The following is a 22,453-nucleotide window of genomic DNA, read 5'->3' as shown; positions in this document are numbered from 1 at the left end:
TTTGCTCCCGCTCCCCGACTCTGCGTCGATCGAGGAAGTCCAGGACACGGGGCAGCCGGGGCGGACACACCGCTTCTCGCGACCAGGGTTACGCCTCGACTGCGCCCCGGTTCGCAAAATGGCCGAGGGAGTCGGCGTCCTCCATGAACTCCAGCATCCGGGCGTTGACCAGGTCGGGGTGGTCGATCTGCGGTCCGTGGCCGGTCGCGGCGACGATCTCGGCGCGGGCTCCTGGGATCAGGCGCGGAACCCGCTCCAGTTGCCGCTGCGGGTGCACCAGCAGGCTGCGCTTGCCCATGAGCAGGTAGAACGGCGTCCGGATGGAGCCCAGTTGCCCGTCGGACAGCGGCAGCGGCGCGGGCCTGCGGATACGGAAGGCCCGTACGCCCGTCCGTACCATCGCACGCAATTCCGGCACGGCGAGGACCGGTTGCTCCAGCCAGGCCGCCAGGCGCGGGCGCAGCGCCTTGGGCGCGAAGGTGGCGAAGAGGCTGGCGAAGATCCAGACGAAGAAGCGCAGGCCCACCTTCTCCAGGCCGCCGGGGTCGAGGGCGGTGACCGAGGCGAGCCTGCCGGGCCGCAGGTGTGCCTGATTGATGACGAGCCAGCCGCCGTAGGAGGAGCCGACGAGGTGGACCCGGTCCAGGCCGAGCGCGTCGAGGGCCTCGTCCATCCACTGGGCGGCACGCTCGGGCTGCCACATGGGCTCCCGGTGCACGCTGCGACCGGGGTCGCCGGGGGTGTCGAGGGCGTAGACGGGGCGCTCGGCGCTGAGCGCCCGGGTGTTGGGGTACCACTGCGCGGAGCAGCCGCCCGACCCGTGGATCAGGACGACGGGGGTGCGGCCCTCGGCGGCCGGGTCGGTGGGGCCGTACCGGTAGACGTGTGTGGTGCCGAAGCCGGTCTCGACATCGGTCTCGGAGCGGGCCGGCGCGCCCAGTGCGTAGACGGCCTCGCAGGCGGCGAAGTACCGCTCGCGCAGGGCGTCGTTGACGTAGCGGCCGACGTCGCGGCGGGCTCGGGTGGTGTTCTCGGGCACGGCGGCACCTCCGGTGAGGACTCGTCCTTCGTAATACGACCGTACCACTATGCTGATACAGCGGTACCATGAAGGGGTCCGGGAGCCGGACCGCGCAGGCACGACCGACGGGTGGAGACACGAGAGCATGCCGAAACGCGTGGACCACGAGGAACGGCGCAGCCAGATCGCCGAGGCGCTCGTCCGGGTGGCCGGACGGCGCGGACTGCACGCGGTCGGCATGCGGGACGTGGCGGCCGAGGCCGGTGTGTCGCTGCGGCTGGTGCAGTACTACTTCGGGACCAAGGAGAAGCTGCTGCTCCACGGGCTCCAGCATCTGACCGACCGGTTCACCGCCCGGGTGGGCGCCCGCCTCCGGGCCGGCGACGCGGGCACCGGGCCGCGCGCGACCGCCGAGGCCCTGCTCCTGACCTCCCTCCCGACCGACGAGGAGAGCCGGACCTTCCACCTCCTCTACACCTCGTACGCGATCCTGTCCGTGACCGACGAGGCGCTGGCCGCCCAGCCCTTCATCGACAACCCCGACGCCGCCGAGGACGCCCTGACCGGTCTGCTGCGCCAGGCCCAGGAGGCCGGTCTCGCCGATCCCGGCGTGGACGCGCGCACGGAGGCCATCGGCCTGCTCGCCATGGCGGCGGGCCTGGGCACCAGCATCCTGGTGGGCCAGCGCCGCCCGGAGTCGGCCGCCGAGGTACTGCGCCACCACCTGGACCGCGTCTTCACGCCCGTGACACCGTGAGCGCCGTGGGCCGACGAGCCTTCCGCGACGTCGGCCGGGGCGGCGCCCCAGCCCTCCCCCGCCTCCGGATGCCCGAGGATCGCGGAGCCCGTCACTGGCTCTTGTCCGCGCACTGGCCGACCGCGGACTTGCCAGGGACCTGATCGACGTACAGGCCGCCGCAGGCCGCCGGACCCGTATCGAGCCCGAAGAGCTCGGGCGGCGTCACGCCCGCGACAGGCCGTCTCGCATGCTGGTCGGCTCCGGAGGCACGTACGGACCGGTCACCGACGAACAGTCTTCGCTCCTCGTCCGCGCTGTCAGTGACGCGTGACGCGTCGTATCGCGGGTGGGCCCGCCCGCGATACGACACGCCCCGTCTCCCGCGCGCCGGTACGTCGGGAAGGCCACGGAGCGCGAGGGCGGTGAGCCGGTCCCGTAAGGCCTCGCCGCGGACCGCCGCTCCGGCGGCCCCGTCGTGAACATTCCGCGTCAAGAATGCAACTGGCGTGTCGGTCTTGACAATTGCCCGCCTGGCCGATGTTAAGATCATCTTACTTCCAGTGGGCTGATGGCATATGGGGGCATTCCGGGAGGGATGAATTCCTCGGCCCCACACCCGGAGGGGCCCTCCCTGGGTGGCGCACACCGCGGCTCGACCAGCCCGGCACTGCGGTACGTGAGGGAGCGTCAAGCCGTATCCATAGCCATGGCACTTGAAGTGAGTCTCATGACATTTGCACAGGGCCCTCTTCTGTGGGCACTGGTTGTCGTCGCGCTGGTCGCCGTGGGTGCCGTTCTGCGGGCTCGCAAGACCAACATCGGACTGCGCAGACAGAACTCCGAACTCCACCAGCAAAGAGAGACGTTGCAGCGCCAGCGTGACGAACTCCACGTCGCGTACACCGGCCTGACGCATCAGCACTCCGCCGAACTGGCCGAGGTCCGCAAGGACGCCGAGGAGGAGACCAAGGCGGTCCTCAAGGCCGCCGTGCGTACCCTCCAGGGGCTCGCCGACGAGCAGCAGGTGGTCATCGAGAACGCCCAGCAGAAGTACGGCGACGACCCCGGCATCCTCGCCGACCTGATGGCCGTCGACCACGCCAACAGCCAGTTCGGACGCCGGGCCCAGGGCATCGCGGTGCTGTGCGGCGGCTGGCTCGGGCGCCGGGAGACCGTTGCCTCCGTCTTCGACGTGGCCCGCAGCGCCCAGGGCCGTATCCGGCAGTTCGACCGGGTGCGGATCAACGGGCAGGTGAACTTCTCGGTCGTCAGCAAGGCCGTGGAGCCCGTGGCGGTCGTCCTCGCCGAGCTGCTGGCCAACGCCACCAACTACTCCGCTCCCGGCGCCCCGGTGGAGATCAACATCCAGGCCGTCCCGACGGGCGTCTGCCTCATCGTCGACGACGCCGGTCTCGGCATGGGCCAGGAGGAGAAGGACCGCGCCGCGGCCCTCCTCGCGCCGCGGGCCGCGATCAGCCTCTCCAGTCTGGGCATTCCCCCGCAGTTCGGGTTCGCCGTCTCCGGGATGCTGGCCGCCCGCTACGGGTTCAAGGTCTCGGTGGATTCCGTATCCCCCTATGGAGGCGTACGCGCGGTGGTTCTCCTGCCCGACGAACTGCTCACCGGCGATGTGCCCTCGCCGCCCCCGGTCGCCGCCCACCACGACGCGGAAGTGGCGGCACTCCCCCGGCGTCAGGCGCCCGCACCGTCCCCGACACCGCTGTTCCCTCCGGTCGCGCAGCCGATCGCCGCTCCGCAGCCCACCGGGCCCGCCGCCACAACCGCCGGCGGCCTGCCCAAGCGTCGTCGCAAGAGCCCGGTGTCGGTGGTGCCGTCGACCGAGCCGGGTCAGGTGCGCAGCAACGAGGAGACCGCTTCCCGTCTGGGCGCGTTCCAGCGCGGTACCCGGTCCGGGCGTGACATGACGACGATGGAAGGACCCGAGTTCCAGTGAACCCCGATCTGTCCTGGGTGCTCAACGATGTGCTCCAGGTACCCGGCGCACGGCACGCGATCCTCGTCTCCGCCGACGGTCTGCTGCTGGCCAGCTCCAGTGAGATCGGCCGGGACGACGCGGAGACCGTGGCGGCCGCGATGAGTTCCATGCAGTCGCTGAGCCGGGCCGTCGCGCCCTTCATCGGGGCCCAGGCCCCGGGACGCTGGCGTCAGACGCTGCTGGAGTACGACCACGGCTGGATCTTCCTGATCGCTGCGGGCACCGGCGCCTACCTGGCGGCGGCCGCGGCGGCCGACGTGGACATGGAGGCCATGTCCTTCCGCATGCAGCAACAGGTCACCGCGCTGGGGAAGGCGATGACCACACCTCCCCGCCAGGACGCGGGAATCGACGTATGACGACGCCGGGCGAGGAGCAGGCGGTCAACAGCGGGTTCGTCCGGTCCTACGTGATCACCGGAGGGCGCGGCCTGCCGGATGCGGAGGGCCTCTCCCTCGTCACCCTGGTCACCATCGCACCCGACCGGCAGCCGCCCCCGAACCCGAGCCCGGAGGTCCGGGCCATCTGGGAGCTGTGCTCTGGCGGCTATCTGTCGGTGGCCGAGGTGGCGGGCCACCTCGGCCAGCCGGTCGGTGTGGCGCGCCTGCTGCTGAACGATTTAGCTGAACAAGGTCATCTGATGCGCCGCAAGGCGCCACCGCCGGCTCAGCTCGTTGACAGGAAGATCCTCGAAGAGGTGTTGCATGGACTCCACGTCCGGTTCGGCTGACAGCATCTATGTGCCGGACGCGGTGCGGCGTGCGGCGAAGATTCTCGTCGTCGGGCACTTCGCCGTGGGCAAGACGACGCTCATCGGCACCCTCTCCGAGATCACGCCGCTGCGCACCGAGGAGCGGATGACCCAGGCCGGGGCGCACATCGACGATCTGCGCGGCGCACCCGACAAGGTGACCACGACGGTCGCGCTGGACTTCGGCCGTCTGACGCTCAGCGACGAACTGGTGCTGTACCTGTTCGGTACGCCGGGCCAGCAACGCTTCGTCGAGCTGTGGGAGGACATGGCCCGCGGCTCGCTCGGCGCGCTGCTCCTCGTCGACCCGGCCCGTCTCGCCGACACCTTCCCGGTGATCGACCTGGTCGAGACGTACGGGCTGGAGTACGCGGTCGCGGTCAACAGCTTCGATCCGTACTCCCGGCATGCCGAGGAGGAGTTGCGCGAGGCTCTCGATCTGCTGCCGGACACCCCGGTCGTGTACTGCGACGCCCGGGACGAGAAGTCGTCCGCGCAGGCCCTGATCACTCTGGTCCAGCACCTTCTGGCACACGTGGCCTGAGAAGCTGTCGCCCGGCCGCCGTTCGGACGGCCCGGGTCGGGCGATGGCTCCCGGGCCCGTTCTCCGTCCACCGTCCGGGCCTTTCGGGGCCCGCGATCACATCGAGGAATCACACATGGACTCGTCGCCGGGATCCACCCCGTACAGCGCCCCCACCGGGTGCCCGATGCGCGGTGAGCGCCAGACGTCGCTCTACGGGCCGGAGTTCGCGTCCGATCCGCAGCGCGTGTACGACGCGTTCCGGGCGCACGGACTCGCCGCTCCGATCGAGCTGGCCCCCGGTGTGGAGGCCACCCTGGTCGTGCAGCACGAGGCCGCGCTCCGGGTGCTGCAGAATCCGTCCTTCTTCGCCCGTGACGCGAGGCGCTGGGCCGCGCTGCGGGAGGGCCGCGTACCGCTGGACAGCCCGGTGCTGCCGATGATGGCGTACCGGCCCAACTGCCTGTTCACGGACGGCACCGAGCATCTGCGGCTGCGCAAGGCGGTCACCGAGAGCCTCGGCCGGCTCAACACCACCCGGCTCAGCCGCGATGTGGAGCGGATAGCCGACTACCTCATCGACCAGTTCATCGAGCGCGGCAGCGCGGACCTGCTCGGCGACTACGCCAAGCTGCTGCCGCTCCTGCTGTTCAACCAGCTCTTCGGCTGCCCCGGCGACATCGGCGACCGGCTGACCCGCAGCATGTCCGCGATCTTCGACGGCGAGGACGTGCTCCGGGCCAACGCCGAGCTGACCGAGTGTCTGATGGAGCTCGTCGCGCTCAAGCGGCGCCAGCCCGGCGAGGACATCACCTCCTGGCTGATCCAGCACCCGGCGGGGCTGCGGGACGAGGAGCTCAAGGACCAGCTCGTCATGCTGATGGGCGCGGGCGTCGAGCCGGAGCGCAATCTGATCGCCAACGCGCTGCTGCTCATGCTGTCCAGCGACACCGGGGTCGCGCAGCGGCGGGGCACCGGGATGCTGGTCGAGGACGCCCTCGACGACGTGCTGTGGAACAACCCGCCGATCGCCAACTACGCGACGCACTACCCGGTGCAGGACATCGACCTGGGCGGTGTGACGCTGAAGGCGGACACCCCGGTACTGATCAGTTTCGCCGCCGCCAACAGCGACCCCGCGCTCACCGACGCCCGGCAGACCCTGAGCAAGGGCGCCCATCTGGCCTGGGGCGCGGGCCCGCACGTCTGCCCGGCGAAGTCGCCCGCGCAGCTCATCGCCCTCACCGCGATCGAGAAGATCCTCAACACGGTGCCCGACCTCGCCCTCGCGGTGCCGCCCTCCGCGGTCGAATGGCGTCCGGGCCCCTTCCACCGGGCCCTGGTGTCACTGCCCGTGATCTTCAGCGCCGCCCCGGCGCGCCGGACCACGGCGTCGGCGGCACAGTCGCCCGTTCCGTCCCGGAATATCACCCCGGACGAGATGCCGGCCGCGCACTACGACCACGCGGAGCCGCAGAAGAAGACGAAGGGCTGGTGGAGTTCCTTCCTGGACGTGTTCCGGGTGTGAGGAACGTCTACCTGGACGTGGCGTACGACTTGTACGCATAAGGCGGACTTGCGTACGCGTAACAGCTGTGACAGGAGAGGAAGTTGAGGCGCACGCGACAGACGACAAGGGGCTGAAGCAGGGTTTCTCTGTGATACGGGCAACAACAATCCACGCATGGCAGGCATATGCGGAGGGGTAGGTTCTGCCGGTAACCATGAGCCCAGGTCAAGGAACTCTGCGTGAGCGCTATATGTGGCACAGACAGGCCCCCCGTCGACCGCCGTGCCCTCATCTCCCTCCTGAAACGCCTCAAATCGCCCGAAGGGCAGGCTGATCCCTACCCTTTGCTGGCCGATCTGAGATCCATGGGCGATGTCGTCCGCGCTCCCTGGGACGCGTACTTCGTCACGGGCTTCGACGCGTGCAGCGAGGTGCTCCGCGGACGCAACTGGCTGGCGCCCGACTTCGCCTGGCAGGAACGCCAGGCGGACACCGAGCGCTGGGAGGCCGTCGCCACGCAGGAGATGACCAAGACCCTCTCCCGTCTCAACGCACCCGAGCACACCTGCCAGCGCCGCAGCCTCGGCAACCTCTTCGACCGCTCGACCATCGCGCGGCTGACCCCGCTGGTCGAGGAGCACGTCACCCGGCTCCTCGACGAGCTGGCCGGCAAACTGCGCTGGGGCGAGGCCGACCTCGTCAGTACGGTCAGCGAGCAGCTGCCGATCAGCACCATCGGCTCCTGGCTGGGGATACCGCCCGAGGACTACGCGCACATCCTGGAGATCACCCACAACCAGGTGCACGCCCAGGAGCTGCTGCCCACCAAGAAGCAGCTCGCCGTCTCCGCCGAGGCCACCGCCCATCTGCGCAGCTACTTCACCGAGCTGGTGAAACAGCGCCGTGCCAACCCCGGCAACGATGTCCTGACCGGCTGGATCCACACCTGGGACGCCCAGGAACCCGACCGCGAGGCGGCGGACGAGATTCTCTACCGGCTCACCATGTTCGTCACCATCGCCTCGCTGGAAACCACCGCCACCCTGCTGTCGGCCATGGTGGAACTGCTGCTGAAGGAACCCGGCCGGTGGGCCTGGCTCGGCGAGAACCCCGGATACATCGACGCCGCCGTCGACGAGGTCCTGCGCTACGACCCGCCGATCCACATCAACACCAGGATCGCGGCGGACGACACCGTGCTGGCGGGCGTGCCGATCGCCAAGGACAGCATGGTCCACGTCATGTACGGGGCCGCCAACCACGACCCGCGGCGCAACGAGGACCCGGACAGCTTCGACGTACGGCGCTCCGGAACGCATCTGACCTTCGGGGGCGGGGTGCACTACTGCCTGGGCGCGGCCCTCGCCCGCCTGGAGGCGCGCACGCTCCTGACGCAGCTGCTGAAACGGTTCCCCACCCTGCGCGCCGTCGCGCCGGCCGACTACGCCTCCCGGCTGGTCTTCAGGCGGGTCACCTCGCTGAGCGTGGCGACATGAAGCTCTCGCTGTCGCAGTACCTGACCCCGCACCGGCGGCCGGGCACGGTGCGCACCGAGCGCGAGGGCGCCGTCCTCCGCGTGGAGCTGGACTCCCCCGGCACCGGCAACGCGGTCACCGAGGCGATGCTGGACGATCTGCTGGCGGTCCTGGCCGTACCGGACCCCGACGTCCGTGTGCTGGTGCTCAGCGGGGCCGGTGACGACTTCTGCCTGGGCGGCGACCGGAACGAGTTCGCCGACTGGCTCGACGAGGACCCCACCGGGCGGGGCATCCGGATCGCCGGTGACAAGGCCCGCCGGGTGTGCGAGGCGATCTCCGCCAACCAGGCCGTCACCATCGCCCGGATCCAGGGCAAGGCGATCGGCGCCGGTCTCGCGCTGGCCCTCGCCTGCGATCTGCGCGTGGGCGCCGACACCGCCGGTTTCCGGCTGCCGGAGCTGGCGCTCGGGCTGCCCACCGCCTGGGGCGGCGTACTGCCCCGGCTCATCCACGAGGTCGGCGCCGCCCGCGCCCGTGAACTCATCCTCACCGGACGCGCCTTCGACGCCACCGAGGCGTACGAGCTGTCGGTCCTCCAGCGCATCGTGCCCGAGAGCGACCTGGACGCGGCGGTCACCGCCTGGGCCAAGCCCATCGTGCGCCGCCCCGAGGCCGCCCTGCGCGTCACGAAGGCACTGCTCAACTCCTACGCCGCCCCGACCCGGCTGGCCGACCCGTCGGTACTGGACGCGGAGCTCATGGCCACCGTCGCGGCGGCGACCCGGCGACGGTAGGGGCGAGCACCCATCCGCGTGTCCGGGCCCGGACACATGCGCGCAGGCACGGGCACCAGTGGCATCGGCCACAAGGGTTTCCGGTGCTCGGGTCGCCGGAAAGCAGACGACTCCTCGGCGACATGGCGAATATTGTCCGTCTTGGCGCGGATATGTCCGTGCGTGCTTTGATGGCATTCGGCCCACCCGGCGCGCTCGCCCGCTCCCCGACGGATCAATGGCTCCTGACGGGGCAGCAGCGCCGGGCGCGGCAGCCGCGCGGAGCCGGCCACGCAGGGCTGCTCCGCGAAGATCGAACGAGGTCACACACATGAGGAAGCACCGCAGGAAGACGTCCTACCGGAAGACAATCGTCGCTGTCGTCGCAGCGGGGGCCGTGGGCATCCCCACCGCCGCCATGGCCTGCTCCGCCCCTCAGGAGCGGCCCGCCGCCCAGGCGTCGCAGGAGCGGACCCACGCCGCGCACCGGGGCGCGCCGAAGGCCGCCGCCCCGGCGGCTGCCACTCCGGCCGCCGGTGCCGCCGCCCGCGTGCTGAAGCTCGTCAACAGCGAGCGTCGCAAGGCGGGCTGCTCGCCGCTGATCCTGGACGCCGAGCTGACGAAGGCCGCCCAGGCCCACAGCGCGGACATGGCCTCCCACAAGAACATGTCCCACTCGGGCTCCGACAGTTCGGCCCCGGGCTACCGGATCGCGCGCGCCGGCTACGACTGGAGCTCGTACGGCGAGAACGTGGCCCACGGCTACTCCACCCCCGAGAGCGCCATGGCGGACTGGATGGACAGCCCCGGCCACAAGCGCAACATCCTCGACTGCTCGTTCAAGGAGATCGGTGTGGGCCTCGCCCAGCCCGGCGGCTACTGGACGCAGGACTTCGGGACGGCCTCGGGCTGAGAACGACCGGCAATAGGGGGGGCGAACGAGGCGGGGGAGGTGTTCAGCACCGGGCCGCCCGGGTTCTTGGAGGCGCGGACGGGGACCACGCCGAGCGGGGCGACGAGGTTGGCGGCGACCTCGATGCAGGCGCCGCCGTTGTCGCTGTACGAAGACTTGAACCAGCGGGGGGATCCGGTCGTCACGGGGAGCCCTTTCGTAACTGGCTGATCACGGCCACGGACGCCGCCCGTTCCCGTTCTCCGATCAGCGCACGCTGCCGCATACCCTCGGCGTGCCGGACGTGACCACCCGGCTGTGCCGCGTTCGGCGAAGGCTTCTCACGGCCGGGACAAGCGCGTCGAACCGGCGGCGCCCGGCCGGCCCCCTGCGCCGTGGTCGTGCGCGGGTGAGTCTTCTCCTCGCAGGCCCGGCAGCGGGCGGGGTCAGGCCTCAGTCGGCAGAGCCGTCGGTGTGCCGTTGATTCTGGCGATGCGTTCGCGCCAGGGGATGGGTTCGGGTTCGGTGTGGGCGGCGGCGCGGCAGCAGGAAGGGCATTCGGATTCGCCGAACAGCGGGCGGAAGACATGTGGCTCGCCGGGGCCCACGCATTCGACGAGTTCGGCGAGGGGTGGGCGTTCGTAGGGCTGGTGCCGGACCGGAGGTTCGGGGAGTTTCTGGATCAGGCGGTGGCGCAGGAAGCCGACGGCCGAGCGGACTCCTTCTCGCGGGCGTTCGGCGAGCAGGGCGTGGCGGAGGTCGGATTCGCTCAGGCCGCGTTCGAGCCACTTGACGGCCTCTGCGGCGAGTGCGCGGGCCTCGCGTACGCCCAGGAACAGTTCGCGTCGGGTGTGGCGCAGGGAGAGCAGGACCCGTTCCGCCCGCGCTAATTGGGCGGGGTCCGCCGTGGTGGTCTGCGGGGTCGGTCCGGGCGTGGCACCTGTCGCTGGCTCAGGTTCGGTGGGTGGGTGGGCAGTTGTCTTATCGCTGTGGTCTTCTACCGGTTCATAGCCACCGGCCACCCGAGGGGTCGGCTCGCCGACCGTCGGAAACCGCGCACTCGGCGGCGGCACCGTGGCCGCGACTGTGGCCGTGGGGGCGGCCGTGGGGGCGGCCGTGGGGGCGGTCTCTCGCAGGAGGAGTCCCGCCTGCTCACTCGTCAGGGGGCTGTTCGCGACGAGTTGCTCGGTCAGCCAGCGGCCTCCCTCGCCCTGGCTCCGCCGCTCGTGCACGTAGCCGTGCTCGACGAGCTGTCCCTTCGCCTTCTGGTACGCGCGGCCCTTGATGCCCATTTTGCGGGCGAGTTCGCTCAACGGCTTGCACTTGGCATCGCCCGGGAGGCCCTGGACGTAGAGGAGAAGGATCTTCGCGTCACTGTTCAGACGCGGATGGCGTACGACATCGTTCGATGCCTTCGTATAGCGCGCGGACGGCGCGATAGCATGACGCAGCATTTCCGGTGGCCTCGCAGCTCCACTGGTGGTGTAGGCCCTCGGATTGGTGTTGTCGCACCGCCGGGGGCCGCTCTGTGCGCACGAATACACACAGAGCGTGATGACGTGGTCACCGTAGCGCACGTCTCCCATCTCGCGCCACGCGAACCGAACTTCCCGCGATCACACCGTCCCCCTCGCCCCGGCACGGCATTCCTCGCCTCCGGGCGGCCGGGGCGCCGCCCGGAGGGCGGTGTCGCCGCGCCGGAGGCCCTGGACGTCCTGACCGCCCGGGAGCGCGAGGTCCTGGCGCAGGCCGCCGAGGGCCTGTCGAACGACGAGATCGCCGCCCGGATGCACGTCAGCCCGCTGACCGTACGCACCCATGCCGGCCGCGCGATGACGAAGCTGAGCGCCCGCCACCGGGCCCAGCTGGTCGCCATGGCCTACGAGTCGGCCCTGGTGCGGGTGGACCCGCCGCAGGGCCGGGGCACGGCCGGGTAGCCCTCGGCGCCCTCGGGGCAGGCCGCTCCCGGCGCGCGGGGAGGCGGTCGGCTGGCTAGCGTGAAAAGCCGGACCACCCACCCGAGCGCGAAGGAGTCAGGGCCATGGCTGTACAACCGGAGGGCACTCCGTGCTGGGCCGACGCGATGTTCGCCGACCTGGAGGGAGCGAAGAGCTTCTACGGTGATGTGCTGGGCTGGACGTTCGGCGAGTCCTCGTCGGAGTTCGGCAACTACACGCAGGCGTACGCCGACGGCAAGGCGGTCGCCGCGGTGGTGCCCCCGATGCCCGGCCAGGAGGGCCACTCGGCCTGGTGTCTGTACCTGGCCTCGCCGGACGCGGAGGCCACCGCCGCGAAGATCCGGGACAACGGCGGCGAGACGCTGATGGACCCCATGCAGGTCGGCGAATTCGGCACGATGCTGCTGGCCCGCGACCCCAGCGGTGTCGTCTTCGGCGTGTGGCAGGCGGGCAGCCACGAGGGCTTCGAGGCACAGGGGGTGCCCGGTGCGTTCTGCTGGGCCGAGGTCTTCACCCGGGAGCCCGAGAAGTCCGACGCCTTCTTCCCCGCCGTCTTCCCCTACACGATGGTGAAGATGGAGGACGAGCACGTCGACTTCAGGATGTTCAACCTCGGCGACAAGACGGTCATGGGGCGGATGAAGATGGGCGAGGAGTTCCCGCCCGAGGTCCCGCCGTACCTGAACGTGTACTTCACCGTCGCCGACTGCGACGCGGCGGTCGCGAAGGCCACCGAGCGCGGCGGCGTCCTGCGGTTCGGCCCGATGACCATGCCGTTCGGCCGGTTCGCCGCACTGACGGACCCGCAGGGCGCGGCGTTCTCCGTCATCGATGTCAACACCACCGAGGGCGAGATCCCCACGACGACACCGGTCTCCTGACCGCAGGGCCGCACCCGGCGGCCGACCGCGGCGGCCCGAGTTGCGGGGTCGCCGCACATGGGGTTGTTTCGAAGTAGGGATGCCGGTGGGGCACGTACGCATGCGGTCCCCGGCTCCCCTGGCTGGGGGTGAACCACCGTGCTGTTCGCCGACCGCGTGGATGCGGGACAGCAGCTGGCCGAGGCGCTCCGCCACCTCGAACGGGAGAAGCCCGTCGTGCTGGGGCTGCCCCGCGGCGGAGTCCCGGTGGCCTTCCAGGTGGCGCAGACCCTCGGTGCCGAACTCGATGTGATCGTCGTCCGCAAGCTCGGCGTACCGCACCACGAGGAGGTGGCGTTCGGCGCCATCGGCGAGGGCGGGGTGCGGGTCGTCAACGACGACGTCGCAGGCCGGATACTGGCCGGTAAGCAGGATCTCGCGGCGGTCGAACGGGTCGAGGAGGCGGAGCTCGTACGCCGGGCGCAGATGTACCGCGTCGGCCGGGCACGGACCCCGCTCGACGGCCGGACGGTGATCGTCGTGGACGACGGCTTCGCGACCGGCGCCACGGCCGAGGCGGCCTGCCTGGTGGTACGGGCGCAGCAGCCGGCGCGGCTGGTGGTGGCCGTGCCGGTGGCGCCGCCGGAGGCGGTCGTGCGGCTGCGCCGGAGCGCGGACGAGGTGGTGTGCCTGTCGGTGCCGCGCCTGTTCTACGCGGTCGGCGAGTGGTACCGGGACTTCTCCCAGACGTCCGACGAGGAGGTCGTCTCCCTGCTGGCGCAGGCCAGGAACAGCGGACATGTGACACCGGGCTGCGACTGAGCGGAGCGCTTGCCCGGTCGCAGCCCGGTCACGGTCAGTCCGCGCAGTACGCGTCCCGCGCCGGCCGGGTCCCGGTGTTCAGGAACGTGGTGACCGCGCGGTCGCCGCAGGCGTTCCCGTGGCCCAGGTACATGCCGTGCCCGCCGTGGTCGACGGCCACCAGGCGGGCCCGGTCGCCGAAGGCCGCGCGCATCTTCAGGGCGCCCGAGTACGGGGTCGACGGGTCGCGCAGGCCCTGGATCATCAGAACGTTGGACGGCCCCTCGTCCGTGATCCTGGTCGGCCGGTCGGCGGGCTCGTCCTTCCAGAAGGTGCACGGGGTGATGTTCGCCGTCATCCCGGCGGTCAGCGGGTACTTCACGCGGTCGGCGGCGACGGCCCGCGCGTACGAGGAGACCGTGCCCTGCCAGCGCACGTCGTTGCAGATCACGCCGACCGTGACGGCCGCGTCCGCGTCCGGCATCGGCCCGCTCAGCGCGGCGGGCAGGACCGGCTTCACCGAGGGGTCCCCGGCCGCCCGGACGAGCCCCGCCAGCCCGGCGAAGGCGTCGTCGTCGTACAGGGCCAGCTGGACCGCCTGGCGCAGCCGGTTGCCGGTCAGCGGGATGCCCGGCGTGGTGGACTGCCTCGGTTCACGGTCCAGCCGCGCCGCCAGGTCCAGCACCAGCGGCTGCACGTCCTCGGCCCGCTGCGCGAGTCGCAGCCCCTCCGCTTCCCTGGCCGGGTCCGAGGCCCAGTGCGCGAAGTCGGGGAACCGGTCGGCCGCCCCCACCGCCATGTTCGCCAGCCAGCCCTTGGCCACCCGCGACGGGTCCGGGTCGCCGCTGCTGTCCAGCACCCAACGGTCGGTGTGCTGCGGGTACTTCTGCGCGTACACGGCGCCCACGTAGGTGCCGTACGAGCTTCCCCAGGCCGACAGCTTCTCCTCGCCGAGCGCCTGCCGGAACCGGTCGATGTCCCGTACCTCGTTGGCCGTGGTGAGGCTCCGCAGCATCGCTCCGCCGTTGCGGGCGCAGGCCTCGGCGACGCGCCGGGAGCGTGTCACGTTCTCGGTGATCGAGCCGTCGGCGCCGGGCCAGGACCGCAGGTTCACCATCTCCCGGTCCTCCGGGGCGAGCCCGCAGCTCGCCTTCGGGCTGCCGCCGACCCCGCGCGGGTCGAGGCTCACGATGTCGTACCGCCCCTCCGTCTCCCGCTGCAACCGCTCCCCCTTCTGCGTCACCCGCTGCACCCCGGAGGAGCCCGGCCCGCCCGGGATCACCATCAGCGTCCCGCGCCGGGCGGCCGGGCGGTCGCTGCGGACCCGGGTCACCGCGAGGGAGAGCTGCGGGCCGTCGGGATCGCGGTAGTCCAGCGGTACGGGAAGTTCGGCGCACTCCTGCCCGGCGGGGCCGCCGTCCTGGGCACAGGACCGCCAGGAGAGCGCGGGTGCGGGATTGGCCGACGCGACGGCTTGCGGGGTCGCGGCCCCGGTGAGAGCGGTGGCGACGGCGGTGACGGACAGGGCGACGAACGCGGCAGATTTTCCGTAAGTCCTCATGGCACAAGCCTTGTTGAGCGTGCGCCCGCAACCCATCCGGGAGGCATGCCGGAAGACGGTGGGGTTAGCCCCCGGCTGCGCGATGCGGGCAACGAGAAGTCCCCACCATGCGGTGCACGGTGGGGACTTCTGGTTCGCATGCACAGGACGGAGCGGTCAGACGGCGCCGAACTCCCCGGCCTTGACGCCCGCCACGAAGGAGGCGAACGAGGGGGCTCATGGGTCTATTGGGGCAGCCGAACTTACGGCACTCTTAGGTCCGTTCAACCGGATTGCTGTCTTCCCATTCCCCGGTACCTCACCCGGATTCGACTCGGAGGATGACCACGCATGCGCTCGATACGTATCGCCCTGCTGGGCCTGGTGGCCCTCGTCGCGGGCCTGCTCACCGCGACCCCCGCTGCCGCGGCCCCGAATTTCAAGGCACCGTTCCCCTGCGGCCAGACCTGGACCTACGGCCATCACTCGGCGGAGGTCAGATCCGCCCTCGACTTCATCCGTACCGACGGCGGAGCCACGGCCGGCACCCCCGTCCTCGCCTCGTCCGGTGGGACCGCGTACCGCCACTCCCAGCCGAGCGGTGCGGGCAACTACATCGTCATCGACCACGGCGGCGGCTGGAAGACGTACTACTTCCACCTCGCCTCGTACTCCGTCACCGACGGCGCCTCCGTCTCCCAAGGACAGCAGATCGGCGTGACCGGCTCCACCGGCAACAGCAGTGGTGCCCACATCCACTACGAGCAGCTGTACAACGGTGTCGGCCAGACCATCGCGATCAACGGCCAGTCCCTCGCCCCGTACCCCGGTTCGTACCACAGCAAGTACCTGACCAGCGACAACGGCTGCGGAGGCGGCGGTGGAGGCGGCAAGTACTGGGTCGACACCTTCGCCAACGCCACCGGATACGCGGCTCCCAACACGGGCGACGCGCAGGGCGTCCTGAACGCCGGAACGAACTACGTCTACTGCAAGCTGTGGGGCGCGCAGGTCGGCTCCGGCTCCAGCTACAACCACTGGTGGCTGAAGACGGACCTGGACACGGTGTACGCGGGCAAGAACGGGCGTGGCGCGTATGTCTCGGCCTACTACCTGTCCCGCTGGGGCAACGACGAGGCGCGGGACAACAACGGTGCGGTGATCCCGAACTGCTGACGGGGTGACCGGTAGCCGGGCCGCCGGCTGAAATGAACGGATGACCGGAGTGAGGCCATGCCCGTCCCCCGCCGAGGGCGGACGGGCATGGCCTCATCTCAGGGTCGGGAGAGGCTGCTAAGCCTTGCTGTTGTAGTGCGTGATGTCCCAGTGACTGCCTTCGTTCGCGTACACGTTCTTGGCGGGGGACTTGTACAGGGCGGCGCCGTCACTGCGCGTCCCCGCCTTCGCGAACTTCCGCGTGATGTAGTTGTTCACGCACGCGACCTTGGTGGAGATGTCCGTCTTGTAGCCGTTGCGGTGGCTGTACGTACCGGAGGCATGGCCCTTCTCGGTGCCGCCGGTGACGATCACATTGCAGCCGCTGGCCTTCTTGAATGCGATCAGGCCGGCGACGGACGCCTTGTTGATCTGGGTGAATGACGTACACGTCTTCTTGTTCCAGTCGGAACAGTTGCCGCTGGACGTCCAGGTGATGCCCGCCTTCTTCAACTCGGCGGCGGCATCCGCGTGCCGCGCGTACTTCGCCGGCGCGGCCTGCGCGGTGCCGGCCAGCAGCAGGATCGAGGCGGTCACGGCGAGAACGGTACGGGCGGACAGAGGTCCCATGCGCTTCAAGAGGTGCTCCTTGTCTCTCTCACGAGGCAGAACGCTGCTCGGCTGCTGATCCGAGCGCGGGAATCCTGCCCAGCTGCGCACATCGCGCGGGTCACCCATCGAGTGAAAAGGCGGCGCTGAAATGGACGTCGCCCCGACTGCCGCGCGCTCCTCACAACTCGTATCGGCCATCCACGGCGTCGGTGGAGTGAGTACGCTCCGCGCTTGGGCGAAGCGGCGGACAACGCCCCCGGCCGGGCGGTGATGCGCACGTAAACGGAGAGGAGCACCCGCCCGACGGCTTCCGGGCGGTCTCCGGCGAGCGGCCCGAGACGCCCGGCGCGGGTCGGGGCACTAGCCTGGTGCGTGGAGCAGGCAGGAGACGTGTGCCCATGGGAGCCCCCAATCCGCAGGGATCCGTCGTCGCGGTGGTGGCGCTCGGTGGTGCGACCGGAGCGTGCGCCCGCTACGGGGCCACGCTGATCTGGCCCACAGCCCCGGGCGGCTTCCCGTGGACGACGCTGATCGTGAACGTCGCCGGATGCGCGGTGATCGGCGTGTTCATGGTGGTGATCAGCGAGGTGTGGCCGGCACACCGGCTGGTGCGGCCGTTCTTCGGTACGGGGGTGCTCGGCGGGTTCACCACGTTCTCGACGTACGCGGTGGACATCCAGCGCCTGGTCGACGGCGGCCGGGTCCGTGCGGGGCTGGGGTATCTGGGACTGACGCTGTTCGCGGCTCTCGCGGCGGTGTGGAGTGCGGTGTGGGCGACCCGCCGCGCGCTGGCCTGGAGGCAGCCATGACGACCCCGGAAACGGAACGGGCCCTGCGCCTGACGGTCCTCGTCGGCGAGTCCGACGGCTGGCACCACAGGCCGGTCTTCACCGAGATCGTGCACCGGGCGCACCGGGCGGGGCTCTCGGGGGCCAGCGTGTTCCGGGGGATCGAGGGCTTCGGCGCCTCGTCGGTGATCCACACGCAGCGGCTGCTGTCGCTCAGCGAGGACCTGCCGGTGGCGGTCGTGATCGTGGACACCGAGGCACGGATCCGCGCGTTCCTGCCGCTCGTCGAGGAACTGGTGGCCGACGGCGGGCTCGTCGTCCTGGACGAGTGCGAGATCGTACGCTTCGGCGGCGGGCGGGAGCGGGGCCGGTGAACTGGCTGCTGGTGATCGTCGGGGCGGCGGTCGGGGCGCCGCTGCGCTATCTGACCGACCGGGCGGTGCAGTCCCGGCACGACAGCGTCTTCCCGTGGGGGACCTTCGTGGTCAATGTGTCGGGCTCGCTGATCCTGGGCCTGCTGACCGGCGCGGTGGCGGCCGGCGCCGCCTCCTCGCATCTGCAGCTGCTGATCGGCACGGGACTGTGCGGGGCGCTCACCACGTACTCGACGTTCAGTTACGAGACGCTGCGGCTGGCCGAGGACGGCGCCGGGTCCTACGCGGTGGCCAATGTCGTGGGGAGTGTGGCGGCGGGGCTGGGCGCGGCGTTCGCCGGGGTCGCGCTGGCGGGGGCGCTCTGGCCGTAGGGCCTGCGGTCGGCGTCCCCTGCCACCGCAATGCGAGACGGTGGCAGGGGAACGCCGTTGGGGAGGAGCCGTCACCGGGCGCCGGGCGATTCAACCCGTTCCGCGCCGACAGCGGTCCGTCAGGCGCCGACGCTAGGCAACCGTCCGCGCCGCGCGCCCGGCACCACGCCGGTGCCCGGCCCGGCGCCACTCCAACGGCAGGCGCCGGCGGTCACCCGGCGGGCGGGCCTTGATCCACCGGCGTCCGCGGTGGTTCGCTGACCGATCAGCACGATCTCCGTGATCTTCATGATCGTCGTCATCCGCGAGCGAAGTGAGAGGCCTCCCGTGCCGGACAGCAGCACCATTGTTTCGTCGCGTCCCGTCACCGTCGTCACCGGCGGCAGCCGGGGCATCGGCGCCGCGACCTGTATCCGTCTGGCGTCGGACGGGCACGACCTCGCGCTGGGCTTCGTGAGCAACGCGGAGGCCGCCGAGCGGACCGCGGCGGCGGTCCGGGCCGCGGGGGCGCGCTGCGTCACCGTACGGGTGGACACCGCCGAGGAGGCCGATGTGGAGCGCCTCTTCGACACGGCGGCCGAACAGCTCGGCCCCGTCACCGGGCTGGTCAACAACGCGGGGGTGACGGGTCCGCTCGGGCGGCTCGCCGACACCTCCACCCGGACGCTGCGCCGCGTCGTCGACGTGAACCTCCTCGGCCACCTGCTCTGCTGCCGCCGGGCCGCGAAGGACATGGCGGCCCACGGGGCGGGAGCGATCGTCAATGTCTCCTCGGCCGCCGCCACCCTCGGCAGCCCCGGAGACTTCGTCCACTACGCCGCGACCAAGGCGGCGACGGACGCGCTGACGGTCGGGCTCTCCAAGGAACTGGGGCCCGACGGCATCCGGGTCAACGCGGTCGCCCCCGGCATGGTCGACACCGACATGCACGCCACGGCGGGCGACCCGGGCCGCGCGGACGCCGCCGTCCCCGGCATCCCGCTCGGCCGCGTCGGGGCCGCCCCGGAGATCGCGGCCGCGATCGCCTGGCTGCTGTCGGGCGAGGCGTCCTACGTGACCGGGACGGTCCTGCGGGTCGCGGGCGGCCGGTGAGCCGCGCCGCGACCCGGGCAGGGCAGGGCAGGGCAGGGCTTCGCGGGCGGCCGGTGAGCCGCGCCGCCGGGGGGCAGGACTTCACGGACGGACGCGCGCTACCCGCCGCGGTTGGCGCGGCGCTGCTTCGCGGCGGCGCGTGCCTCCGCGGTGGGCAGGTCGCTGCGGCGTGAGCGGCCCGCCTTCGTGGGGCGGCTGCCCAGGCCCCGGAAGGCCGGGGCGCCGCTCCCGGCGCGCTCCGGCACCGGTGCGGCGCCGCCGACCGGCACCCCGGAGGGCTTGCGCGCGCCGGTGATCCGGCTCAGTTCGGCCTCGCCGGAACGGACCTGGGCGATCTTCGGGGTGATCCCGGCGTCGGCCATCAGCCGGGCCATCTCCCGACGCTGTCCCGGCAGCACCAGTGTGACGACGCTGCCGGACTCCCCGGCACGGGCGGTACGCCCGCCCCGGTGCAGATAGTCCTTGTGGTCGGTCGGCGGATCGACGTTGACGACCAGGTCCAGGTTGTCGATGTGGATGCCGCGCGCCGCGACGTTCGTGGCGACCAGCACCGTGATCTGCCCGGTCCGGAACCGGTCCAGGGTGCGGGTGCGCTGCGGCTGGGACTTCCCGCCGTGCAGTGCGGCGGCCCGCACCCCGCTGCCGAGCAGATGGCCGGTGAGCTTGTCCACGGCGTGCTTGGTGTCCAGGAACATGATCACCCGGCCTTCGCGGGCCGCGATCTCCGTCGTGGTGGCGTACTTGTCCGCGCCCTGTACGTAGAACACGTGGTGCTCCATCGTCGTCACCGCGCCGGCCGCCGGGTCGACCGAGTGGACCACCGGATCGTGCAGATAGCGGCGGACCAGCAGGTCCACGTCACGGTCCAGGGTCGCCGAGAACAGCATCCGCTGGCCCTGCGGCCGCACCAGGTCGAGCAGTTCGGTGACCTGCGGCATGAACCCCATGTCGGCCATCTGGTCGGCCTCGTCGAGAACGGTGACGGCGACCCGGTCCAGCTGGCAGTCGCGGCGCTCGACGAGGTCCTTCAGCCGGCCCGGAGTGGCGATGACGACCTCGGCGCCGGAGCGCAGCGCGGAGGCCTGCCGGCCGATCGACAGGCCGCCGACGACGGTGGCGAGGCGCAGCCCCAGCGCATGGGCGTACGGGGTGAGCGCGTCGGTGACCTGCTGGGCCAGTTCCCGGGTCGGGACGAGGACCAGGGCCAGCGGTCGGCGGGCGTCGGCCCGCCTGCCCGCGGTACGGGCCAGAACGGCCAGACCGAAGGCGAGCGTCTTGCCGGAGCCGGTCCGGCCGCGGCCCAGCACGTCACGCCCCGCGAGGGCGTTCGGCAAGGTGGCGGCCTGGATCGGGAACGGCGTGGTGACGCCCTCGGCGGTGAGCGCCGAGAGCAGCGGCCCGGGCAGCTCCAGCTCCGCGAAGGCCGAAATTGCGGGCAGCGCCGGGGTGATGGTCTTCGGCGCCGCGAACTCCCCATGCACGGGGGCGGGCCTGCGGCTGCTGGAGCGGGTACGGGAATTTCGGTCGTTCGAACGTACTGTGCGGTCGCGGTCCATACGGAACCCTTCCTCGACAGGGCGCGTATCGAGGAATTCGCTGCGGCGGCGGGCGGCGCAAGAATCGCAAGAACGGGCCGTTGACAATCCTGGACGAAACCCGGCTGCGAGAAATGAGCCGCGCCGGAGTGGCTCGGGCGGGCGCCGGACAGCGCGGACGACAGCGAACCGGGGCCCGCACCCGGAGGTGGGGGCCCCGATCGTGCAAGTCGTCACAGCGCGTCGGCGCCGGAGCGGCGGGGTCAGGCCGGGGTGATGTTCTCCGCCTGCGGGCCCTTCTGGCCCTGCGTGACATCGAAGTTCACCCGCTGGCCTTCCTGGAGCTCACGGAAGCCGGAGGCCGCGATGTTCGAGTAGTGGGCGAAGACATCGGGGCCGCCGCCGTCCTGCTCGATGAAACCGAAGCCCTTTTCCGCGTTGAACCACTTGACGGTGCCAGTAGCCATGTTCTGTCTCCTTCATGGGGGCAGTTCCCGGGGATCCGCACGGTGCGGATCCCACGTCGCCGCGATGATTACCCCATCCGGAAAGCACCGGAAATACAGAGAAGCGCAGCCCTCGGCACATTGAGCCGAGGAGCACACTTGGAGTCTTCGGGAACCACAACTGCAACTACTTCCAGAATAGCACGGCGGAACCGGACGGACAGGGGGAGTAATTCCGGTCCGCCGGATCCGAATTAAACCCCGATTCAACTCCGAGCCAACCCTGATTCAAATCGAGTGAGGTGTCGCGCGCAATTCTCTTTCCGCCGGAAATCAATATTCACGCAACCGGTCCGAACGCCCGCGATCCCACCGGCGAGCACCCCGCACCGGCCCCACCCCCGGACGCACCACCCCGGACGGCAGTTGATGACGGCCTGACCAGCAGTCATAATGCAGGGGTAGCCCTTCACGCATCCCCCGTCGTGAAGGGCTACACGTACGCCCGCACAACATGCATGTGCACCATGCACCTTTTGTCCGTGGTGAATTCACACGGAACCAGTCGATTTCACGGGCAGGGGACTCCCCTCGTGGTCCCCTGCCCGTGTTTTTTCGAGTTAACAGTGACGTTGCGTGTTTACGCAAGCCCGTTCCCGTACCGCCTACCGTGCTGAGGACGCCACGTCAGGGTTCGTTACAGTACGAGCCCGTTGACCGAATCGACGACGTGAACACCGATCGGACGGGAGCGGATACGTGGGGGGCCGGATGGACAGCGTCGAGGAACGCTCGCCGGAGCTGCGGACGTTGCAGCAGAAGGTCGAGTACATGGTGGAGAAGACATTCCCCGGCCAGAAGATCTCGGGGCGCGTCTTCGCCGATCTGGTCAAGGAGCGCGGCGGGTCGCTCTCGCACAGCTACTTCTCCAACATCCTTGCCGGAAAGGTCACCCAGCCCTCCGAGGACATCCTCAAGGCGCTCGGTCTGGGCTTCGGCGTGGACTGGCGGTTCTTCAAGGAGGAGTCCGAGGTCGTCGACGACGTCGTCGCCGGTCTGCAGTTCCTCGCGATGCGGCGTACGGGAGAGATCAGCGGAGTGGCCGGGCGCGGCCTCGACGAGGACGGTCTCCCGCCGGAGCTGCTGCAGTTCGCACTCTCCCTGCTGGAGGACGCCAGGGACCGGCAGGGCGCGGCCGACGGCGGCGCCGCCCACGGCGAGCCGGAGAAGTAGCACTT

At 70.7% G+C, this 22,453-nt stretch carries 24 protein-coding genes and 2 pseudogenes; 18 read left to right on the top strand and 8 right to left on the bottom strand.

The window, feature by feature from the left end; all coding sequences use genetic code 11:
• Positions 1-88: 88 nt before the first annotated feature.
• Positions 89-1,039: an alpha/beta fold hydrolase gene (locus tag BT364_RS26940; protein ID WP_072487823.1), complete on the bottom strand. Its 951-nt coding sequence runs from the start codon at positions 1,037-1,039 to the stop codon at positions 89-91.
• Positions 1,040-1,166: 127 nt separating this feature from the next.
• Here BT364_RS26940 and BT364_RS26935 point away from each other — a divergent pair, with 127 nt between their 5' ends.
• The gene (locus tag BT364_RS26935) at positions 1,167-1,778 is read left to right on the top strand and encodes a TetR/AcrR family transcriptional regulator (protein ID WP_072487903.1); all 612 of its coding nucleotides are present in this window, start codon (positions 1,167-1,169) and stop codon (positions 1,776-1,778) included.
• A gap of 91 nt (positions 1,779-1,869) precedes the next feature.
• Here the strand turns inward: BT364_RS26935 and BT364_RS41085 are convergent, their stop codons facing one another.
• Positions 1,870-2,130, bottom strand: coding sequence for a hypothetical protein (locus BT364_RS41085; protein WP_143166556.1), 261 nt, complete (start codon positions 2,128-2,130; stop codon positions 1,870-1,872).
• 357 nt (positions 2,131-2,487) lie between these two features.
• On the opposite strand from BT364_RS41085, the gene BT364_RS26930 reads away from it, so the two are divergent.
• The 8 genes from BT364_RS26930 to BT364_RS26895 all read left to right on the top strand — a co-directional run bounded on the left by BT364_RS26930 (position 2,488) and on the right by BT364_RS26895 (position 9,704).
• Positions 2,488-3,714, top strand: a complete 1,227-nt coding sequence (locus BT364_RS26930) for an ATP-binding protein (protein WP_072487822.1) — start codon at positions 2,488-2,490, stop codon at positions 3,712-3,714.
• On the top strand, positions 3,711-4,115 hold the full coding sequence (locus tag BT364_RS26925; RefSeq protein WP_072487821.1) for a roadblock/LC7 domain-containing protein: 405 nt from the start codon (positions 3,711-3,713) through the stop codon (positions 4,113-4,115). Before BT364_RS26930 ends, BT364_RS26925 begins: the two co-directional genes overlap by 4 nt.
• Positions 4,112-4,486 (top strand): DUF742 domain-containing protein, encoded by a 375-nt coding sequence (locus BT364_RS26920; RefSeq protein WP_072487820.1) that lies wholly within the window; start codon positions 4,112-4,114, stop codon positions 4,484-4,486. Before BT364_RS26925 ends, BT364_RS26920 begins: the two co-directional genes overlap by 4 nt.
• The gene (locus BT364_RS26915; RefSeq protein WP_072487819.1) at positions 4,461-5,051 is read left to right on the top strand and encodes a GTP-binding protein; all 591 of its coding nucleotides are present in this window, start codon (positions 4,461-4,463) and stop codon (positions 5,049-5,051) included. Before BT364_RS26920 ends, BT364_RS26915 begins: the two co-directional genes overlap by 26 nt.
• A gap of 115 nt (positions 5,052-5,166) precedes the next feature.
• Positions 5,167-6,558 (top strand): cytochrome P450, encoded by a 1,392-nt coding sequence (locus tag BT364_RS26910; RefSeq protein WP_079179655.1) that lies wholly within the window; start codon positions 5,167-5,169, stop codon positions 6,556-6,558.
• Between the two features lie 347 nt (positions 6,559-6,905).
• Positions 6,906-8,036: a cytochrome P450 gene (locus tag BT364_RS26905; protein WP_072487901.1), complete on the top strand. Its 1,131-nt coding sequence runs from the start codon at positions 6,906-6,908 to the stop codon at positions 8,034-8,036.
• Positions 8,033-8,812 (top strand): enoyl-CoA hydratase/isomerase family protein, encoded by a 780-nt coding sequence (locus tag BT364_RS26900; RefSeq protein WP_072487818.1) that lies wholly within the window; start codon positions 8,033-8,035, stop codon positions 8,810-8,812. Before BT364_RS26905 ends, BT364_RS26900 begins: the two co-directional genes overlap by 4 nt.
• Positions 8,813-9,122: 310 nt before the next feature.
• A complete protein-coding gene (locus BT364_RS26895; RefSeq protein WP_072487817.1) occupies positions 9,123-9,704 on the top strand; it encodes a CAP domain-containing protein in 582 nt (193 codons plus the stop codon).
• Here the strand turns inward: BT364_RS26895 and BT364_RS26890 are convergent.
• On the bottom strand, positions 9,668-9,889 hold the full coding sequence (locus tag BT364_RS26890) for a DUF397 domain-containing protein (RefSeq protein ID WP_072487816.1): 222 nt from the start codon (positions 9,887-9,889) through the stop codon (positions 9,668-9,670). The two genes, BT364_RS26895 and BT364_RS26890, sit on opposite strands and share 37 nt — an antisense overlap.
• 240 nt (positions 9,890-10,129) lie before the next feature.
• Positions 10,130-11,137: a helix-turn-helix domain-containing protein gene (locus BT364_RS41740; RefSeq protein WP_072487815.1), complete on the bottom strand. Its 1,008-nt coding sequence runs from the start codon at positions 11,135-11,137 to the stop codon at positions 10,130-10,132.
• Positions 11,138-11,326: 189 nt separating this feature from the next.
• On the opposite strand from BT364_RS41740, the pseudogene BT364_RS43325 reads away from it, so the two are divergent.
• From BT364_RS43325 to BT364_RS26870, 3 genes and pseudogenes are all read left to right on the top strand, one after another.
• Positions 11,327-11,620 (top strand): annotated as a pseudogene (locus BT364_RS43325) (helix-turn-helix domain-containing protein); the annotation flags it as partial.
• Between the two features lie 104 nt (positions 11,621-11,724).
• The gene (locus BT364_RS26875; RefSeq protein WP_072487814.1) at positions 11,725-12,522 is read left to right on the top strand and encodes a VOC family protein; all 798 of its coding nucleotides are present in this window, start codon (positions 11,725-11,727) and stop codon (positions 12,520-12,522) included.
• A 138-nt stretch (positions 12,523-12,660) separates the two neighbouring features.
• Positions 12,661-13,287 (top strand): annotated as a pseudogene (locus BT364_RS26870) (phosphoribosyltransferase); the annotation flags it as partial.
• Positions 13,288-13,357: 70 nt separating this feature from the next.
• Here BT364_RS26870 and BT364_RS26865 read toward each other — a convergent pair.
• Entirely contained in the window at positions 13,358-14,863 is a 1,506-nt protein-coding gene (locus BT364_RS26865) for an alpha/beta hydrolase (RefSeq protein ID WP_072487813.1), read from the bottom strand.
• 330 nt (positions 14,864-15,193) lie between these two features.
• Between BT364_RS26865 and BT364_RS26860 the strand changes: the two genes are divergently transcribed.
• On the top strand, positions 15,194-16,018 hold the full coding sequence (locus BT364_RS26860) for a M23 family metallopeptidase (RefSeq protein WP_072487812.1): 825 nt from the start codon (positions 15,194-15,196) through the stop codon (positions 16,016-16,018).
• 117 nt (positions 16,019-16,135) lie between these two features.
• Here the strand turns inward: BT364_RS26860 and BT364_RS26855 are convergent, their stop codons facing one another.
• Positions 16,136-16,627: a hypothetical protein gene (locus tag BT364_RS26855; protein ID WP_072487811.1), complete on the bottom strand. Its 492-nt coding sequence runs from the start codon at positions 16,625-16,627 to the stop codon at positions 16,136-16,138.
• A 380-nt stretch (positions 16,628-17,007) separates the two neighbouring features.
• On the opposite strand from BT364_RS26855, the gene crcB (BT364_RS26850) reads away from it, so the two are divergent.
• The 4 genes from crcB (BT364_RS26850) (at position 17,008) to BT364_RS26835 (ending at position 19,234) form a co-directional block, all read left to right on the top strand.
• Entirely contained in the window at positions 17,008-17,418 is a 411-nt protein-coding gene (gene crcB / locus BT364_RS26850) for a fluoride efflux transporter CrcB (RefSeq protein ID WP_072487810.1), read from the top strand.
• Positions 17,415-17,771, top strand: a complete 357-nt coding sequence (locus tag BT364_RS26845) for a DUF190 domain-containing protein (protein WP_072487809.1) — start codon at positions 17,415-17,417, stop codon at positions 17,769-17,771. The genes crcB (BT364_RS26850) and BT364_RS26845 overlap by 4 nt, the downstream gene beginning before the upstream one ends.
• A complete protein-coding gene (gene crcB / locus BT364_RS26840) occupies positions 17,768-18,142 on the top strand; it encodes a fluoride efflux transporter CrcB (protein ID WP_072487808.1) in 375 nt (124 codons plus the stop codon). Before BT364_RS26845 ends, crcB (BT364_RS26840) begins: the two co-directional genes overlap by 4 nt.
• A gap of 327 nt (positions 18,143-18,469) precedes the next feature.
• Entirely contained in the window at positions 18,470-19,234 is a 765-nt protein-coding gene (locus BT364_RS26835) for an SDR family NAD(P)-dependent oxidoreductase (protein ID WP_256260240.1), read from the top strand.
• Positions 19,235-19,332: 98 nt separating this feature from the next.
• Here BT364_RS26835 and BT364_RS26830 read toward each other — a convergent pair whose 3' ends face one another.
• Complete coding sequence (locus BT364_RS26830; RefSeq protein ID WP_072487807.1) at positions 19,333-20,790, bottom strand: DEAD/DEAH box helicase; 1,458 nt, start codon at positions 20,788-20,790, stop codon at positions 19,333-19,335.
• A gap of 242 nt (positions 20,791-21,032) precedes the next feature.
• The gene (locus BT364_RS26825; RefSeq protein WP_072487806.1) at positions 21,033-21,236 is read right to left on the bottom strand and encodes a cold-shock protein; all 204 of its coding nucleotides are present in this window, start codon (positions 21,234-21,236) and stop codon (positions 21,033-21,035) included.
• Positions 21,237-21,986: 750 nt separating this feature from the next.
• On the opposite strand from BT364_RS26825, the gene BT364_RS26820 reads away from it, so the two are divergent.
• Positions 21,987-22,448, top strand: coding sequence for a hypothetical protein (locus tag BT364_RS26820; protein ID WP_072487805.1), 462 nt, complete (start codon positions 21,987-21,989; stop codon positions 22,446-22,448).
• Positions 22,449-22,453 lie beyond the last annotated feature (5 nt).

This window comes from Streptomyces atratus (genome assembly GCF_900119365.1).
In the GTDB taxonomy this organism is placed as follows: Bacteria; Actinomycetota; Actinomycetes; order Streptomycetales; family Streptomycetaceae; genus Streptomyces; species Streptomyces atratus_B.
This window is presented reverse-complemented; position numbering and strand designations above follow the sequence as displayed.

Excerpts from the sequence above, each read along its gene's own strand:
- BT364_RS26935 (WP_072487903.1), top strand. The coding sequence starts at position 1,167 with ATGCCGAAACGCGTGGACCACGAGGAACGGCGCAGCCAGATCGCCGAG.
- BT364_RS26930 (WP_072487822.1), top strand. The coding sequence starts at position 2,488 with ATGACATTTGCACAGGGCCCTCTTCTGTGGGCACTGGTTGTCGTCGCG.
- BT364_RS26920 (WP_072487820.1), top strand. The coding sequence starts at position 4,112 with ATGACGACGCCGGGCGAGGAGCAGGCGGTCAACAGCGGGTTCGTCCGG.
- BT364_RS26915 (WP_072487819.1), top strand. The coding sequence starts at position 4,461 with ATGGACTCCACGTCCGGTTCGGCTGACAGCATCTATGTGCCGGACGCG.
- BT364_RS26910 (WP_079179655.1), top strand. The coding sequence starts at position 5,167 with ATGGACTCGTCGCCGGGATCCACCCCGTACAGCGCCCCCACCGGGTGC.
- BT364_RS26905 (WP_072487901.1), top strand. The coding sequence starts at position 6,906 with ATGGGCGATGTCGTCCGCGCTCCCTGGGACGCGTACTTCGTCACGGGC.
- BT364_RS26900 (WP_072487818.1), top strand. The coding sequence starts at position 8,033 with ATGAAGCTCTCGCTGTCGCAGTACCTGACCCCGCACCGGCGGCCGGGC.
- BT364_RS26895 (WP_072487817.1), top strand. The coding sequence starts at position 9,123 with ATGAGGAAGCACCGCAGGAAGACGTCCTACCGGAAGACAATCGTCGCT.
- BT364_RS41740 (WP_072487815.1), bottom strand. The coding sequence starts at position 11,137 with ATGCTGCGTCATGCTATCGCGCCGTCCGCGCGCTATACGAAGGCATCG.
- BT364_RS26875 (WP_072487814.1), top strand. The coding sequence starts at position 11,725 with ATGGCTGTACAACCGGAGGGCACTCCGTGCTGGGCCGACGCGATGTTC.
- BT364_RS26865 (WP_072487813.1), bottom strand. The coding sequence starts at position 14,863 with ATGAGGACTTACGGAAAATCTGCCGCGTTCGTCGCCCTGTCCGTCACC.
- BT364_RS26860 (WP_072487812.1), top strand. The coding sequence starts at position 15,194 with ATGCGCTCGATACGTATCGCCCTGCTGGGCCTGGTGGCCCTCGTCGCG.
- BT364_RS26855 (WP_072487811.1), bottom strand. The coding sequence starts at position 16,627 with ATGGGACCTCTGTCCGCCCGTACCGTTCTCGCCGTGACCGCCTCGATC.
- crcB (WP_072487810.1), top strand. The coding sequence starts at position 17,008 with ATGGGAGCCCCCAATCCGCAGGGATCCGTCGTCGCGGTGGTGGCGCTC.
- BT364_RS26845 (WP_072487809.1), top strand. The coding sequence starts at position 17,415 with ATGACGACCCCGGAAACGGAACGGGCCCTGCGCCTGACGGTCCTCGTC.
- BT364_RS26830 (WP_072487807.1), bottom strand. The coding sequence starts at position 20,790 with ATGGACCGCGACCGCACAGTACGTTCGAACGACCGAAATTCCCGTACC.
- BT364_RS26825 (WP_072487806.1), bottom strand. The coding sequence starts at position 21,236 with ATGGCTACTGGCACCGTCAAGTGGTTCAACGCGGAAAAGGGCTTCGGT.
- BT364_RS26820 (WP_072487805.1), top strand. The coding sequence starts at position 21,987 with ATGGACAGCGTCGAGGAACGCTCGCCGGAGCTGCGGACGTTGCAGCAG.